The sequence below is a fragment of the Desulfomicrobium apsheronum genome, from assembly GCF_900114115.1.
GTDB lineage: Bacteria > Desulfobacterota > Desulfovibrionia > Desulfovibrionales > Desulfomicrobiaceae > Desulfomicrobium > Desulfomicrobium apsheronum.
The window spans coordinates 313,004-328,751 of sequence record NZ_FORX01000002.1 but is presented as its reverse complement, the minus strand read 5'-3'; the positions used below and the strand labels follow the sequence as shown (position 1 = coordinate 328,751).

Below are 15,748 nucleotides of genomic sequence, written 5' to 3'. Positions count from 1 at the left end.
GACATTTTCCTTGCAATCTTGGATTGAAGCGGCATCCTTGTTGCTTCATACCCGCCATGAGCACCTCAACCTGTTCCACCGAATTGCGCGTCCTGCTGGCCATCAGCAAGGTCATTGATCAGGCCCTGGACCTGGAGAGCGCTCTGGAATCAATCCTGAAGATTCTCTCCGACACCATGAGCATGCGCAGGGCCACGGTCACCCTGTACGACCCGCTCTCGGGCCGCCTGGCCATATCCACGTCGTACGGCCTCTCGGCCCTTGAAAAACAGCGCGGCGTATATCGCATGGACGAAGGGATCACGGGGATCATTTTTCGCACGGCAAAGCCCTACGTGGTTCCGGACATATCCCTTGAGCCCCTCTTTCTGGACAAGACGGGCACGCGCCGCATCAGCCGCGAACGCATCTCGTTCGTGGGCGTGCCCATCCTGCTGCACGGCAGCCCCATCGGGGTCATGAACGTGGACCGCGTTTTCACGGGCCAGGAGCAACTTGATGCCGACACGGAATTCCTGACCGTGGTAGCAACCCTCATCTCCCAGTTTCTGAGTCTTAACGAAAAAGTAAAAAAACGGGAGGCCGCGCTCAAGCAGGAAAACACCTCGCTCAAGTACCAGATCGCCAGGGAAAATCACGGCCCCTACATCGTGGGCAAGAGCCAGGCCATGCTTGAGGTGGAGCAATACGTGGCCAAGGTCGCCATCACCAAGGCCACGGTGCTGCTCCTCGGGGAATCGGGGACGGGCAAGACCCTCATCGGACGCATCATCCATGAACTGTCCGACCGCAAGTCACACCCATTCATCAAGGTCAACTGCGCCGCCATCCCCGAAAACCTGCTGGAAGCGGAACTCTTCGGCTATGAGAGAGGAGCTTTCACCGGGGCCAACAGCACCAAGCCGGGACGTTTCGAAGATGCGCACCTGGGCACGATATTCTTGGATGAAATCGGGGAGCTGCCCCTCACGCTGCAATCGAAACTGCTGCGCGTGCTCCAGGAGCGCGAATTCGAACGCATCGGCAGCAACAAGACGCGCAAGGTGGATGTGCGCATCATCAGCGCCACCAACCGGGAACTGGAGCTTCTTGTCGGCCAGGGCCTCTTCCGGGAAGACCTCTACTACCGATTGAATGTCTTTCCGGTGCATGTGCCGGCGGTGCGAGAGCGCAAGGAAGACATCCCGCGCCTCCTCAATCACTTCCAAAAGGAAATGGAACGCGAATACGGGCGCGGCCTGACCCTGACCACGGGTGCCCTGGACCTGCTTTTGGCCTACGACTGGCCCGGGAACGTGCGCGAACTTGAGAACCTTGTGGAGCGCTTGGTCATCCTGACCGACGACAAGCCGGTGGAATCCGAACTGGTACGCAGCTTCCTCACGCATGAAACACACCGCCCCGGACCGGCCAGACAGCCCATCCAAACTTTCACTCCCCCGGAGCAAGACAATCTTTGCCAGCCACTCAAGGAAACCGAACGCAGGGAAGTTCTTGCGGCCCTCAAGCGAAACGCCTGGATTCAGTACAAGGCGGCGCGGGAACTGAACCTGACACCCCGCCAGATGGGATACCGGGTGCGAAAATTCAACCTTGAGGAGCTCATCGCCAAGGGGCGAGTCGAGCACCGCAGACAGCAATCATAAGACCCCTCGGCCCGGCCGGAAGCAATCCCTCCGACATATTTCCGGCCGGGCCACTCCTCCTGCCTTCTTCCCTACTGGTTCATTGCCGCGCATTGTGGCCCAGAGCCTGCGAAACGAAAGGCGCAAGCCCCGGTTACCAAGGGCTGCCGCTACATTTCTTAGCTCTTGACGAGCGTCGGCGAAAAGCACAAGTGGAAATACCGAAATTGCCCCATCCAATCGAGGGCAACATTTCCCAGCAGGAGAACCAAGCATGTTCAGACATAACGGATTGTGCGGCCTTGTGGCCGGACTCTTCCTCTTCTTTTCCGCCGTCCAGGCCCAGGCCCAAACCCAGCCCCAAGCCCCCGGCTTCGGCCTGCAGGATGTCGCGGCCATGGCGCAAGAACTCGCGGGCAAACCGTATGAAGACAACGCAGGCCAGGTGCCCCAGGTTTTAAGGACCATTTCGTACGACCAATGGCGGGACATCCGCTTTGTCCCTGAAAAGAGCCTGTGGCGAAAAGAGAAGTTGCCCTTTGAACTGCAATTTTTTCACCCGGGCCTGTTTTACGACCGGACCGTGGCCATCAACGTGGTGGAAAAGAATGTTCCCACCCGTCTGGCCTTCGACACCGAAGCCTTCGATTACGGGAAAAACGATTTCGCCACCCAGATTCCGGCGGAAATGGGCTACGCGGGATTTCGCGTCCACACCGCCATCAATACCAAGAACTACCTGGATGAATTCCTGGTCTTTCTCGGAGCCAGCTATTTCAGGGCCGTCGGCAAGGGGCAGAACTATGGCCTGTCCGCCCGTGGCCTGGCCATCGACACGGCGGAGCCCTCGGGCGAGGAATTTCCGTTTTTCAAGGAATTCTGGATCGTGAAGCCGGGCAAGAAAGACAAGTCCCTCGTCATCTATGCCCTGCTGGATTCACGCAGCGTAACCGGTGCCTATCGTTTCGAGACCACCACGGGAGCGGAAACAGTGCTCGACGTCGAGTCCATTCTTTTCCTGCGTGAGCCCGTGACAAAGCTCGGTATCGCGCCCCTGACCAGCATGTTCATCTTCGGAGAAAACTCCAATCCCCGCGTGAGCGACGACTTCAGGCCCGAAGTGCATGATTCCGACGGCCTCATGGCTGCCCTTGAAAACGGAGAATGGATCTGGCGGCCGCTGCAAAACCCCAAGTCCCTGTCCGTCAACGTCTTCAGCGCGCCCAACATCCGCGGCATGGGACTCATGCAGCGCGACACGGAGTACGCAAACTACCTCGACCTCGAAGCCAAGTACGAGGCCAGGCCCAGCGCCTGGATCGAACCCAAGGGCGACTGGGGCCCCGGGAAGCTGCATCTGGTGCAGATTCCTTCTCCAGAAGAGATTCATGACAACATCGTCACCTTCTGGACGCCGGAAACAAATCCGCAGCCGGGGCAAGCACTGGCCTTTGACTACAGGATGCGCTGGGCGCCGCCCAAACGCGTGGCATCTCCGGAGGGGCAGGTCATCTTCACGCGCACCGGAAAGGGCAAGAGGCCCAATTCCAGACTGTTCGTGCTTGAATTCCAGGGAGGCAAGCTTGAGGACCTCCCGGATGACGCGGCCCTTGACGCCAACGTCTGGGTCGGCATGGGCGGCAAGCTCCTGGAAAAACGCGTTTACAAAAATCCTGTCACCGACAGCTGGCGTCTGGTATTTGAAATCGAACCCGACTCGGCTTCGGCGCTCTCCATGGTCCTGCCGGACAAGAGGCCAAGCATCGAAATGCGGGCAATCCTGCAACACGGCGTAACTCCGCTAACCGAAACATGGACCTACGCCATAAAGCTCTGATGAAAAACAACAAACCGGAGCCCCCCTTGCCGCACGATGCCTGCATCCCAGGCCTGTACAGCCCTCCAGTGGAGACGGCGGCCACGATTCTCGAAGCCCGGCTGGAAGCAGCCGGAAGACGGGTTGCGGCCTATCTGAGGCACCTGCCACTGCCGGAGAGAAGCCGTCACGAGCTGGCCCTGAAAACGCTGACAACGCTGGCCGAAGATCCCGGCAACAACCCGTCGCAGGCTGAAGCCAGAGCCATGACCATCCTGCGGGAGCTCCTTGCCGAGCAGCCGGTCCCTCTTTTCGTGGTGCCAGGGCCTCCCGTGCAACGCATGCACATGAAACCCGAAGAGATGGACAGACGGCCCTGGGTGCGCGTGTTCCTGCGCCTTGGCCGGCCTCTTTGGAACATGACCGCGTACTTTTTCAACTCGCGTCTGATCGATATGCTGACGTACGCGCTCCTGATCGCGGGAATCCATGTTCTCGACGCAAGCCTGCCGTAACGCCGGGACAGGCATACAGGACCTTTGAAAAAACGCGCCTGACGGATTGCCCGGACTTTCATATTGCCGACCATGCTTGTCCCCATGGTTCGGCCGCCTCATCAAGGAAATTCATGAAACGAGAATTCTTGAACGAACCCTGGCGCAAGATCGCCAGCCGCCGCAGACTCCTGCTCCTCATTCTGGTCCTGACTCCGGCCCTGGTTGCCGCCAGCGTCATGGGATCGCTGCTTCCGCATCGTGGCACCACCTACCTCGAAGCGAGCATCATTTTCGTCTACTGCGTTCTCTTCATCTGGATCTCGCTCGGATTCTGGACCGCCCTGGCCGGATTCTGGACCCTGCTCAAGAAAGACGACCGCTTCGCCGTGACACGCTCGCGCGGGGAACTCGACGCGCCCATCCGCGCGCACGTCAAAACCGCCATCCTTTTCCCTGTCTGCAACGAAGACCCGGAGCGGATCATGGCCGGCATCCAGGCCGTGTGGCGTTCCCTGGTCAGACTCGGCGCGGCGGACAGGTTCGACATTCACATCCTGAGCGACTCCAACGATCCCGACCGCTGGGTGCAGGAAGAGGCGGCCTGGAACAGACTGTGCGAAGACCTTGGTGCGCATGGGCACATTTTCTACCGCCGCCGCCGCATCAACCTGAAGCGCAAAAGCGGCAACGTCGCCGATTTTTGCCGTCGCCACGGCGCCCATTACACCTACATGATCGTCTTTGACGCCGACTCCGTCATGTCCGGCGAAACGCTCATCCGCATGGTGCGCATCATGGAACGCAGGCGGAACGTCGGCATCCTGCAAACCGCTCCGGCGTGCACGGGGCGCGAGACCCTCATCGCCCGCGCCCAGCAGTTCGCCAACCGTGCCTACGGGCCCATGTACGCGGCAGGACTGCATCACTGGTTCCTTGGGGACGCGCAATTCTGGGGCCACAACGCCATCATCAGGGTCAAGCCCTTCATCAAGCATTGCGCCCTGTCGCGCTTGCCGGGCAAGCCGCCGCTGGGCGGCGACATCCTGTCCCATGACTTCGTGGAATCCGCCCTCATGCGTCGCGCGGGATACTCCGTCTGGCTGGCCTACGATCTGGAAGGCAGTTACGAGGAAGTCCCTCCCAACCTGCTGACCGAGCTCAAACGTGACCGCCGCTGGTGCCAGGGCAACCTGCAGCACCTGCGCCTGGTCTTCACCCGCGGCATCTTCCCCGGCCATCGCGCGCTGTTCCTGAACGGGGTCATGGCCTACGGCTCGGCCCTGCTCTGGTTCCTGTTTCTGGCCCTGGCCACTGCCGAAGCAATCTCCGAGGCCCTGATCCAGCCCGACTATTTCACCCCGGCCAAGTCCCTCTTTCCCGTCTGGCCTGTCTGGGACCCGATGCCGGCCCTGACCCTGCTGGCCGCGACAGGCGTCATCCTTTTCCTGCCCAAGGTTTGCGCCCTGCTGCTGGCACTGATCAAGGGACGTCGCAAACAGTTCGGAGGATTCTTTGCCCTGTGCGGCAGCATCCTGACGGAGGTCATACTGTCCACGCTGCTCGCCCCGGTGCGCATGCTCTTTCACAGCAAGTACGTCTTTTTGACCCTCATGGGCATGGGCATAGGCTGGGGCACGCAGCAGCGCGACGACGAAGGGACGCGCTTCTGGGACGCGCTGCGCTTCCACGGCGGCGGCACGCTCTTGGGCCTCGTCTGGGGTGTGACGATGTTTCAGATCAACCGGGTCTTTTTCTGGTGGAGTTCACCCCTGGTCATCTCCCTCTTGCTCTCCATCCCGGTGTCCATGCTCACCAGCCGCGCCGAGCTGGGGCGGTTTTTCCGCGCCATGCGTATCTTCAAGACGCCGGAAGAAGTCCGTCTCCCGCGCGAGTATGAAGACATTGACCGCTATATGCAGAGCATCGCCGAAGACAGATCCGGCTTCGGCATTCCAGCCGATGAAGGCTTCCTGAGAGCTGCCGTGATCCCGGGAGTCAACACACTGCATCGCACCTTGCTGCGCGGTCCGCGCACCCTGGCCCCGGAGATAGAAGAGCGCCGAGACGCCATCCTTGAAAAAGCGCTGAACAACGGGCCTCAGGCCCTCTGCAAAAAGGAAAAAAAGGAACTGCTGTACGACGCACAGCGCATGAGAAGGCTCCACGAACACATCTGGGAACTGCCTCAGGACGAGCTGGAAAAACGCTGGAAAGTCAGACTGGATTGATTCGAAGGCAAGAAAACACAGAACCACAACTCTTCAGCTGACCACATTATTTCATAGGTCCTATAGGTCCCATAAGTCCTATAGGACCTATTCTTTTGCCATGGCGCCTAACTCTGCGCCCGGCAAGTTCTTCAGTCCTGCGCCCTGCCCTGCCCTGGTCGTCATGAGGACCAAAAAAAAATCCGGGTGAGCGGGGTTTGAAAAGCTGACCACGCTATTTCATAGGTCCTATAGGTCCCATAAGTCCTATAGGACCTATTCTTTTGCCATGGCGCCTAACTCTGCGCCCGGCAAGTTCTTCAGGCTTGCGCCCCATCCTGCCCTGGTCGTCATGAGGACCAAAAAAAGCCCCGGGTGAGCGGGGCTTGAAAAAAGGATGGGATTGCTCCCTCCTTTTGGAATCATTTTTAAACTAGTTGGCGCTGGCCTTGAATTCGTCGCGTCTGTTCTTGGACCAGGCTTCCTCGTTGGAACCCTGAACAGCGGGATATTCTTCGCCGTAGCTGATAATCTGCAGCTTGGACGAATCAATTCCCAACAGAACGAGAAACTCATAGGCTGTACGGGCTCTGCGTTCGCCAAGAGCCAAGTTGTACTCGTTGGTACCGCGTTCGTCGCAATGTCCTTCGATCAGCAGGGACAATGCAGGATTGGCCTTCAACAGCTCGGCCTTCTCCGTCAAAACCTGGCGGGATTCCTGAGTCAACTCATTGGAATCAAAAGCAAAATAAATCTTGTCTGCACCGATCTTTTCGATAGCCTGACGCTGCAGTTCAGCAAGGCGCTGCGCTTCGAGCTGCTCTGCCGTCAAACCACCCTGAGCACCGGAGCCATCTCCAGCACCAGCAGCGGTCGCGCCGGTAGGGGTGGAGCTCACTTTTTTGGAGCAACCGCCAGCCATGGCCAAACAAAAAACCAAAACGATCAATCCAAAAACGCCTAACTTCTTCATAACTTCCTCCATTGACGAAAAAAAAACACGCCTCTGCCATTATAATTTCCCCCAGGCCGGAGAAGTGGCTTCCCCTGGTCCGGTTGGAATCAAGATTGGTTCGTCTCCATGCTTGGTGGTCAGATAGATCTTGCTCGGACCGGATCTGGTTGAAGCAAAAGCTATGAAATAACCATCGGGAGACCAAGTGGGATCTTCATCACTACCGGGGCCAAATGTCAACTGGCGCTCGCGCCCGGAAGCCAAATCCACCAAAAATAACTTATGTTTACCGTTCACCATCTGGGCAAAAACAACCTGGGAGCCATCGGGACTGATACTTGGGCCGGTGTTGTATTTTCCGGTCAGGGAGATGCGCTTGCTAGTACCATTCACCAGATTTTTCAAGAACACGTGCGGATTTCCCAACCTATTGGAAACAAAAACCATTTTTTCGCCGGATCGATCAAAATCCGGCCCGATGTCTATGCCCCAGTTTTCTTCCAGAGCGCGCACGACCTTGTACTCGGAATTGAGCTCGTAAATATCCGGGTTACCACGCATATCAAGACTGATCGCCACGTTTCCAGCCTTGGTGAAGGCCGGCGCTATCAGCGTGTTTCCGGGAAGCCTCTTTTTTTCCAGGGATCTGGTTTGCCGATCCCAGACGCACAGATTGTGATATTTCTTGTCCAGAAAGACAAAAACCAGCTTTTGCCCGTCGTGAGACCAGGCCGGGCTGACGGCAATGCCATCGAGGTTGGTGATTTTTTGTAGATTGAGGCCCTGGGCCGTGGCCATGTAGACCTGTTTGCGCTGCCCTTCTTTCTTGATGAAGGCGATGTTCGAGCGGAAAAAATCTCCCTGCCCGGTCAGCGCTTCCATGAGGTCCGCGCAAAAGCGGGCGGCCACTTCGGGAACCTGCTGCTTGTTGGCCACGCCGTAGCCTTTGCCCACAATCAGGCGGCCGGTATAGACCTCGTATGCACGCAGCTCCACTTCTCCGACTCCGCCGGGACGAGGGGCCCAGGCGGCAGTGACCAGCACGTCCGTACGCGAGAGCTGAAACTTGTTGAAGTCAATGCTCTGCGCGACATAGCCACCCGGATTGGGGCCACCGACGATATCCTTGCCGGAAAGCATGTTGAAAAAAGGCAGGAAGGCGCAGTTGGCATGGATGCGCTGCTGCAATTCCGCCGGAGCGTTTTCGGGAATGCCCCCCACCGGACCCGAGCCGTCCTTGGACAGGGCCTCGGCCACGAAAAGATTCACCCGGGACTGACCCGGCCCGTAGATGTCGATGTTCAGCACTCCGGCGGCCAGAACGGGCCCGGAGAAGACGAACAGCGCAAGCAGAATGAGAAGGATTTTTTTGATCAAGGCAGGCTCCTGCTCAATTTTCCGTATTATAAAAAGTTATGACCAGAGTCGCATCCAGAGTTTCCGGCAAAGGAGGCAGCGTCTTGGTGTCCTCGATGGCGCGCATGACCGACGCGTCAAAATCGGATCGTCCGGAGCCGTTCAACATGCGCGCGCCAAGAATTTCTCCGCCCTTGTTCACTTTGAGCTCCACCGTCGTGGCCAGCACAACATTCGACAACCTGGGGAATCTCCAATTTTGACGGATGGCCCGCACGACCTGCGTGGCGTAGTATTGGTCCAGACTGCCGGAAGAAACCCCTTCGCCGTCCCCATCCTCGGCCGTCCCGTCCCCGCGCGTGCCGCGACCCGAGACTTCCCGTCCAAGATCAGCCAGGGCGTCGGCCAGGGCGTCCTTGGACCCGCTCTTGTTGCCCTTGGCCGCGCCTTCCGTTCCGCCAGAAGAGGAAGACTTGGCGACCTTGGTCGCCTCGCCCAAAGCCTGTGCCAGAATTTCTTCCTTGGTAGGCTTCTTTTCGACCTTGGGTTCGCTTTTCGGCTCTTCCTTGGCGGTCTTCTTGGGCTCTTCCTTCTTGGGCTCTTCCTTTTTGGGAGCTTCCTTCTTGGGCTCAGGCTTCTTCGGTTCCTCGGGCTTGGCCTCGGCCACCTTGGTGGCGTTCACCGAGTCCGAAGGAATCGCCTTGGCCGTTTCGCTCGGCGCAGCCTTCTTGTCCGGTTTCTTCGGTTCATCCGGAGCCTTGACCGGCTTGGCATCCTTGGGAACGGACTTTTGAGGACTCGCTTCCTTCTCGGCAGCCTTTTTGGGCGCGCTCTTGGCGCCGGGCTTGCCTTTGTTCGGAGGACCGACCAGGTCGACCTCGTACATTCTTTTGTTCAGATTAAGTTTTATGTGGGTGTCCGTGGACACATAGGCTCCGCCGAGCAGCACGATCAAATGCAGCACAATGGAGAAAACCCAACTCAAATGACGCAGCGAATTAAACACTTAAACGCCTTATCCTAGGGGTTCTCTTCCTCAGGTTCCGCGACGACTCCAAGCTTTTGCACGCCTGCAGCCCTGACTTCCGCCATCACCTTGACGACCACGCCGTATGCGACATCCTTGTCGGCCTGCAGATAGAGCAGTTTTCCTTTCTCAAATTCCATTCTCTTGAGATAATTACCGAGTTCGTCGACCTTGACCTCATACTTGTCGAGCTTGATGGTCCCGTCCTTGAGTACGTGCAACACCACGGTGTCGCTGTCCTCGGGCAGGGTCTCGACCGCTTTTGTCTCGGGCAGGTCGACTTCGACGCCCTGTGTCAGCATGGGCGCCGTCACCATGAAAATGATGAGCAGCACCAGCATGACGTCCACAAAGGGCGTGACGTTGATCTCCGCCAGAAAGCCTTTTCCCGAATTTACCTGCATGATTTATTCACTCCGCTTGTTCATCCATGGGAGTTCAAGCTGGGCGCGATTCAGAAATTCGCTGGCGAAGCACTCCATCTCCGTATGCACGGTGGTGATCATGCCCAGAAAGGTGTTGTAGGCGATGGTCGCCGGGATGGCCACGGCCAGACCGATGGCGGTGGCCACCAGAGCCTCGGAAATGCCGGGCGCGACCGCAGCCAGCGCCGCCGTCTTCATCTGGCCGATGGCGTGAAATGAGTTCATGATGCCCCAGACAGTGCCAAAAAGCCCGATGAACGGGGCCGCATTGGCGCATGTCGCCAGAAACGACAAGGACCTGGACATTTCCCCAAGCCCCTCGCTCACCCCCTGTTCGAGCACCCGGCGCAGATTGTCCCCGGCGACGCGGAACTTCAGGTTGGGATGAATGACGGATTGCTCCAGACGACGAAATTCCTGCAGGCCCCGCTTGGCGATGGGGTACAGGGCCGAGTTGCCCTGCTCACGTAGGGTCTGCACGCCGTCGGCCAGGTTGGTGGCGTTCTGGAACAGCGCACGCTCACGCAGAGCCTTGCGCCGCCCGACATTGATCTGAATTATCTTGAAGAAAATGATCGACCAACTGATGAGCGACATGATGGCCAGCAGCCCCATGACGCCCTGCACAACCACGGTCGCATTGGAAATCATGTCCCAGAAACCCATCTGCGACATGCCGCCAAGCTGAGTGGCGGCTCCCAGGGATTGAATGGAATCAATCGGCTGCGTAACATTCATCTGCTCAACAACGCCCGTCTGAGCTACTGCGTCCATATCTGTCACCTTTTACACTACGAGATTTAACAGGGCACAACAAATTCTTGGTTCACTACAGGTAAAGACTCCGGGACACAAGAGCCCAGGCGTCCACGTCCGCCTGCCGATACTCTTCGGGGGTCATGCCGCACCCAAGGGCGATCTTGCGGCGCAGCTCCGCGCTGACCAGATCGCGCGGAGCGTGGGCATCGTTGTTGACCACCATTTTGGCGCCATGCGCACGGGCAAGGGCCAGGACATGTCCGTTGGTGTATCCGTGTCCGGCCCGGGTCGTGATTTCGAGCAGCACGCCCTTTTCCGCCGCCAGCCGGACCTCTTCCGCCGTGATCAGTCCGGGATGGGCCAGCACGTCAACTCCGGCCTCGATGGCCGCGAGATTCGTGCCCGTCTCCACCGGCTCGACGATGGTCTCTCCATGCACCACGACAATTCCCGCGCCCAGGGCGCGGGCGCGCCGCACCTCCTGCTCCATGAGGCCGGGCGGCACGTGCGTCAGTTCGACCCCGGCCACGACGACAATATCCATATAGATGGAATACTCCTTCGCCATGGCGGCCACACGCGGCAGCACGAAGTCCATGTTGGAGGCGTCGGCATGATCGGTGATGGCGATGGCCCGATACCCGGCCACCTTGGCCCGGCGAGCCAGCTCGGCCGGGATCAGCTCCCCGTCGCTGAAGCTCGAATGGGTGTGCAGATCGATCACGGGCGCGTCACATCTTGTACTTGAGATCGTCCAGGCTGTACTTGGAAAGGATATCCGTCCACTTGTCGCTGTCCTCGCCCGTGACAACCTCCTGAAAAGCGCCCTTCTGCAGGGTCTTATTGAGAGCGATGACTTCCTCCGAGACACGGATGGGCACCTGGGCCCGTAAAGCCAAGGCGATGGAGTCCGAGGGGCGGCAATCGACGCGACGCTCGCCGGTCTCGCCTTGCAGCACAAGTTCAGCGTAATACGTGCCTTCGTGGATGGAGATGATCTCCACCGCGACAAGCCGCGATTCCATCTTTTCCAGTATGCCCAGGATCAGATCATGCGTCATGGGCCTCGGCACGGCGACCTTGTTCAGGGCCATGGAAATGGACATGGCCTCCATGGCGCCTATCCAGATGGGAAAAATGATATCTTCCGAAGTATCCTTTAAAATGAGGATCGGCATCTGCGAATCCTCGTCCAATGCCAGTCCGAAAACTATCATGTCTACCACGGTTCACCTCGAATCTCTCCCACGAGGGAGTGTTTCTTCGCGTCCACGATGCGCACGCGAACCATTCTGCCTGTCAGGCAAGGTATGGGCGATGAGAAATTGACAATCCGTCCGCCCCCGTCACGGCCTCTCCAAAAAATATGTTCCGCGTCCTGCATCTTGCTCGGTCCTTCGACCAGCACCTCGGCCTCCGCCCCCACCTGCGCGGCCAACTCCTCGACGGTGATGCGGTCCTGCATTTCCTGCAATACCGCGAGGCGCCGCGACTTCTCCTCTTCGGGGACCTTGAAGTCCATCTTCTCGGCCCGCACCCCGGGCCGGTCGGAGTACTTGAAGGAGAAGCTCGACTCATACCGCACTTCACGCATGAGTTCCAGGGTATCTTCAAAATCCTGAAGAGTCTCCCCCGGGAAGCCGACAATGATGTCGGTGGTCAGGGTAATCTGCGGACAAACCCGGCGCAGCTCACGGATCGTATCCAGATAGCGCGCCTTTGTGTATTTGCGTCCCATGGCTTTTAGAACCGCGTCGGACCCCGATTGCACGGGCAGATGCAGCTGCGGACAAAGATTGGGCAGCTTGCCGAAAGCGGTTACGACCTCGGGGGCGATGTCCTTGGGGTGCGATGTCGTGAATTTCAGGCGCATGAGGCCCGGAATGGCGGAAATCCGCTCCAGCAGGGACGCAAAGGATGTTCCATCGCCATGCTTGTCCTGGCCGTAGCTATTCACGTTCTGCCCCAACAGGGTCAGCTCGCGGGCGCCGCGCCGCACCAGGGCTTCGCACTCGGCCACGACGGCGTCCGAGCCGCGCGATTTCTGCCGTCCTCTGGTGAAGGGCACGATGCAGTAGGTGCAGAAATTGTCGCACCCCTGCATGATGTTCACGAAGGCCTGAGCCTGTACCGTGCCGCCTTCGGGCTGTTCGCGCTCGGGATAATGGTCCAGAAAATCCAGCAGGCTTATGCGCAGCGCCGGGTCCGCGACCAGCCGCTCCAGGGCCTGGGGCACCATGGCGGTTCCGTCGGTTCCGAAAACCAGACGGACGAATGGAAAGCGATTCCAGAATTCCTCGCCGATCTGCTGGGCCACGCAGCCGCCAACGGCCACGAAAGCCTCCGGGTTCCGGTCAGTGTAGCTCTTCAGGCGGCCGAGCAGGGAGTATACTTTCTGCTCGGGCTTTTCCCGTACGCTGCACGTGGTGACCACGAAAATTTGAGCGTCTGCTTCAGACGCCTCTGTCCAGCCTCTGGAGACCAGGGATTGGGTCAACCAGTCGGCATCAGCCACATTCATCTGGCAACCGAAAGTCAGTATGTGAAACCTCACGAAAAAGGGTAGCCTCCTCAATTATGCGTTGCGCATTGCTATGAACGTTTTTTTAACCCAGTCAACTGATTTTGGGGTCATTTCTGCGAACGGTCACGGGTCTGCTCGTCGATCCATTGCAAAAAGGGCGTGTGTCCTTGGTCCAGGGCCACCGCCACGATACAAGGTACTTCATAAGGATGCAGGCCCAGAACGCAAGCCTTGAGCGGTTCGAACAGGGTCGAGGTGGTTTTGGCCAGCGCAGCCACCTCGGTCTCGTGCTGAATTTCGCCTTCCCACCAGTACATGGATTCCACACGCGGCAGGATGTTGACGCAGGCGACCAGACGCTGTTCGAGCAGGGCGCGGCCTATCCGCGTGGCCGTCTTCTCCTCCGGGAAGGTCATGTAAACCAGGATCTGTTCCATTCTTGCCTCCATGCAAAAAACTTGAGGTTGCGAAAAAAAACTGTCAGGCAAGGCTCGGCGTCTTCAGACCCGTCCGCATCCGGGAGCATCGCATGAGAGTTTCATCCATCACCGCACGCGCCAGGGCCGTTCGCGAGCGGCTGGCCCAGCGTTATCCCGCGCCCCGGACCGAGCTTTCGTGGTCCACCCCATGGGAGCTGCTCGTGGCCACGATCCTGTCGGCCCAGTGCACGGACGCGCGGGTCAACATGGTCACGCCCGGTCTCTTCGCCACTTGGAAAACCGTGGAACAGATGGCCAAGGCCGACCCCGCGCAGATCGAGGGCATCATCCGCTCCACCGGCTTTTTCCGCAACAAGGCCAAGAACCTGCACGCTTCGGCAATGCGCATCGTGACGGAATTCGGCGGCCAGGTGCCGCGCACCATGGAAGAGATGCTGACCCTGGCCGGTGTCGCCCGCAAGACGGCCAACGTCGTCCTGTCCAACGCCTTCGGCGTGCACGCGGGCATCGCCGTGGACACCCATGTCAAACGGATCAGCTTTCGCCTCGGGTTGACCCGACAAACCAACCCGGACAAGGTCGAACAGGATTTGCTCAAACTTTTCCCGCAGGACAGCTGGGGCGCGGTAAACCATTATCTCGTCCTGTTCGGCCGGGAGGTCTGCACCGCCCACAAGCCAAACTGCGAAGCCTGCGAACTGGACGACATTTGCCCGCGGACCGGAGTCACCTCCAGCTCCGCTTCACCCACAACGAAACACAAAGCGTGAACATGCACATCGGAAAATTCAGCATACACAATACGGACGGCAAGGCCCGCGCGGGGGAACTGCACACCGCCCACGGCGTCATCCCCACTCCCATCTTCATGCCCGTGGGCACCCAGGGCACGGTCAAGGCGGTCTGTCCCCAGGATTTGAAAGACCTCGGAGCGCGCATCATCCTTGGCAACACCTATCATCTGTACCTGCGGCCCAATGACGAGATGATCGCCCGCCGGGGCGGACTGCACAAATTCATGAACTGGGACCGCCCCATCCTGACCGACTCCGGCGGATTCCAGGTCTTCAGCCTCTCGGGGCTGCGCAAGCTGAGCGAGGACGGGGTGACCTTCTCCTCGCACATTGACGGTTCCAAGCACGTCTTCACTCCCGAGAAGGTCGTCTCCATCCAGAAAAACCTGGGGTCGGACATCATGATGGTGCTCGATGAATGCGTGCCCTACGGCGCGGATCACGAATACACCAAAAAATCATTGGCCCTGACCACCCGCTGGGCCGCGCGCTGCCGCGCCGCCTATCCCCAAGGAAGCGGCGACCAGCTTCTCTTCGGCATCGGCCAGGGCGGATTCTTCAAGGACCTGCGGGAAGAGAGCATCCGCCAGCTCCTGGACATCCCCTTCGATGGCTACGCGCTCGGGGGCCTGAGCGTCGGGGAATCCAAGGCCGAGATGATGGACATCCTCTACCACAGCGCCCCGCTCCTGCCGGCAGACAAGCCCCGCTACCTCATGGGTGTGGGCACTCCGCTGGACATAGTGCGCGGCATCGACGCCGGCATCGACATGTTCGATTGCGTCATGCCCACCCGCAACGCCCGCAACGGAACCCTGTTCACATCCCAGGGCAAGGTCAACATCAAGCGGGCCCAGTACACCGAAGACGACAGCCCCCTTGACCCGGAATGCTCCTGCTACACCTGCCGGAACTTCAGCAAGGCCTATCTGCGTCACCTTTATCAGGCCCAGGAGATTTTGTCATATCGCCTCAACACCATCCACAACCTGGCATTTTTCCTGACTGTGGTCACAGGTGCCAGAAAGGCCATCGAGGAAGGCACGTTCCAGGCCTACAAGGCGCGCTTCGAGAATATCTACGACACGTAGGCGTCACGGCAAACAACCCGCTTCCTGAAGACGGGAATCCGCACTTAAAAACTGGATTCCCGCCTTCGCGGGAATGACACTCGGGTTCCTTTGCAACATTTTTGCGGTGGGTACAAACACAGCGGAATTACATACCCCTCCGGACAAACTCCAAGGCGGGTCGGTCCGGGGGCATGGCCGGGTCGGCTGTCTGACCGAGCCAGGCATCGTTTGCCGCATCATTGCTCCCCCG

At 59.0% G+C, this 15,748-nt stretch carries 15 protein-coding genes; 6 read left to right on the top strand and 9 right to left on the bottom strand.

The genetic code is table 11. The annotated features are described in order from the left end of the window. Positions 1-56 precede the first annotated feature (56 nt). From BMZ40_RS03625 to mdoH, 4 genes are all read left to right on the top strand, one after another. The gene (locus BMZ40_RS03625) at positions 57-1,646 is read left to right on the top strand and encodes a sigma 54-interacting transcriptional regulator (protein WP_092372760.1); all 1,590 of its coding nucleotides are present in this window, start codon (positions 57-59) and stop codon (positions 1,644-1,646) included. A gap of 253 nt (positions 1,647-1,899) precedes the next feature. After that, positions 1,900-3,462, top strand: coding sequence for an OpgD/OpgG family glucan biosynthesis protein (locus tag BMZ40_RS03620; protein ID WP_092372759.1), 1,563 nt, complete (start codon positions 1,900-1,902; stop codon positions 3,460-3,462). A gap of 26 nt (positions 3,463-3,488) precedes the next feature. After that, positions 3,489-3,956, top strand: coding sequence for a hypothetical protein (locus BMZ40_RS03615; protein ID WP_177193001.1), 468 nt, complete (start codon positions 3,489-3,491; stop codon positions 3,954-3,956). Between the two features lie 113 nt (positions 3,957-4,069). Next, positions 4,070-6,166: a glucans biosynthesis glucosyltransferase MdoH gene (gene mdoH / locus BMZ40_RS03610; RefSeq protein WP_092372757.1), complete on the top strand. Its 2,097-nt coding sequence runs from the start codon at positions 4,070-4,072 to the stop codon at positions 6,164-6,166. Positions 6,167-6,578: 412 nt separating this feature from the next. On the opposite strand, the gene pal is transcribed toward mdoH, so the two are convergent. The 9 genes from pal to cutA form a co-directional block, all read right to left on the bottom strand. Beyond that, the gene (pal, locus tag BMZ40_RS03605) at positions 6,579-7,118 is read right to left on the bottom strand and encodes a peptidoglycan-associated lipoprotein Pal (protein WP_092372756.1); all 540 of its coding nucleotides are present in this window, start codon (positions 7,116-7,118) and stop codon (positions 6,579-6,581) included. Positions 7,119-7,157: 39 nt separating this feature from the next. Beyond that, entirely contained in the window at positions 7,158-8,477 is a 1,320-nt protein-coding gene (locus BMZ40_RS03600; protein ID WP_092372755.1) for a PD40 domain-containing protein, read from the bottom strand. A gap of 13 nt (positions 8,478-8,490) precedes the next feature. Continuing rightward, positions 8,491-9,462, bottom strand: coding sequence for a cell envelope integrity protein TolA (tolA, locus tag BMZ40_RS03595; protein WP_143075524.1), 972 nt, complete (start codon positions 9,460-9,462; stop codon positions 8,491-8,493). A 14-nt stretch (positions 9,463-9,476) separates the two neighbouring features. After that, positions 9,477-9,887, bottom strand: a complete 411-nt coding sequence (locus BMZ40_RS03590) for an ExbD/TolR family protein (RefSeq protein ID WP_015772810.1) — start codon at positions 9,885-9,887, stop codon at positions 9,477-9,479. 3 nt (positions 9,888-9,890) lie between these two features. Continuing rightward, positions 9,891-10,682 (bottom strand): MotA/TolQ/ExbB proton channel family protein, encoded by a 792-nt coding sequence (locus BMZ40_RS03585; protein WP_092188330.1) that lies wholly within the window; start codon positions 10,680-10,682, stop codon positions 9,891-9,893. 55 nt (positions 10,683-10,737) lie between these two features. Next, entirely contained in the window at positions 10,738-11,391 is a 654-nt protein-coding gene (locus BMZ40_RS03580; protein ID WP_092372753.1) for a histidinol phosphate phosphatase domain-containing protein, read from the bottom strand. Between the two features lie 7 nt (positions 11,392-11,398). Then, on the bottom strand, positions 11,399-11,893 hold the full coding sequence (locus BMZ40_RS03575; protein ID WP_092372752.1) for a bifunctional nuclease family protein: 495 nt from the start codon (positions 11,891-11,893) through the stop codon (positions 11,399-11,401). Next, positions 11,887-13,221: a tRNA (N6-isopentenyl adenosine(37)-C2)-methylthiotransferase MiaB gene (gene miaB / locus BMZ40_RS03570; protein WP_092372751.1), complete on the bottom strand. Its 1,335-nt coding sequence runs from the start codon at positions 13,219-13,221 to the stop codon at positions 11,887-11,889. Before miaB ends, BMZ40_RS03575 begins: the two co-directional genes overlap by 7 nt. 77 nt (positions 13,222-13,298) lie before the next feature. Continuing rightward, complete coding sequence (cutA, locus tag BMZ40_RS03565) at positions 13,299-13,628, bottom strand: divalent-cation tolerance protein CutA (RefSeq protein WP_092372750.1); 330 nt, start codon at positions 13,626-13,628, stop codon at positions 13,299-13,301. Positions 13,629-13,720: 92 nt separating this feature from the next. Here cutA and nth point away from each other — a divergent pair, with 92 nt between their 5' ends. Both nth and tgt read left to right on the top strand, forming a co-directional pair. After that, positions 13,721-14,401 carry an endonuclease III gene (nth, locus tag BMZ40_RS03560; protein WP_092372749.1) on the top strand — a complete coding sequence of 227 codons (681 nt, stop codon included), beginning with the start codon at positions 13,721-13,723 and terminating at the stop codon, positions 14,399-14,401. 2 nt (positions 14,402-14,403) lie between these two features. Continuing rightward, the gene (gene tgt / locus BMZ40_RS03555; protein WP_092372869.1) at positions 14,404-15,516 is read left to right on the top strand and encodes a tRNA guanosine(34) transglycosylase Tgt; all 1,113 of its coding nucleotides are present in this window, start codon (positions 14,404-14,406) and stop codon (positions 15,514-15,516) included. Positions 15,517-15,748: the final 232 nt, after the last annotated feature.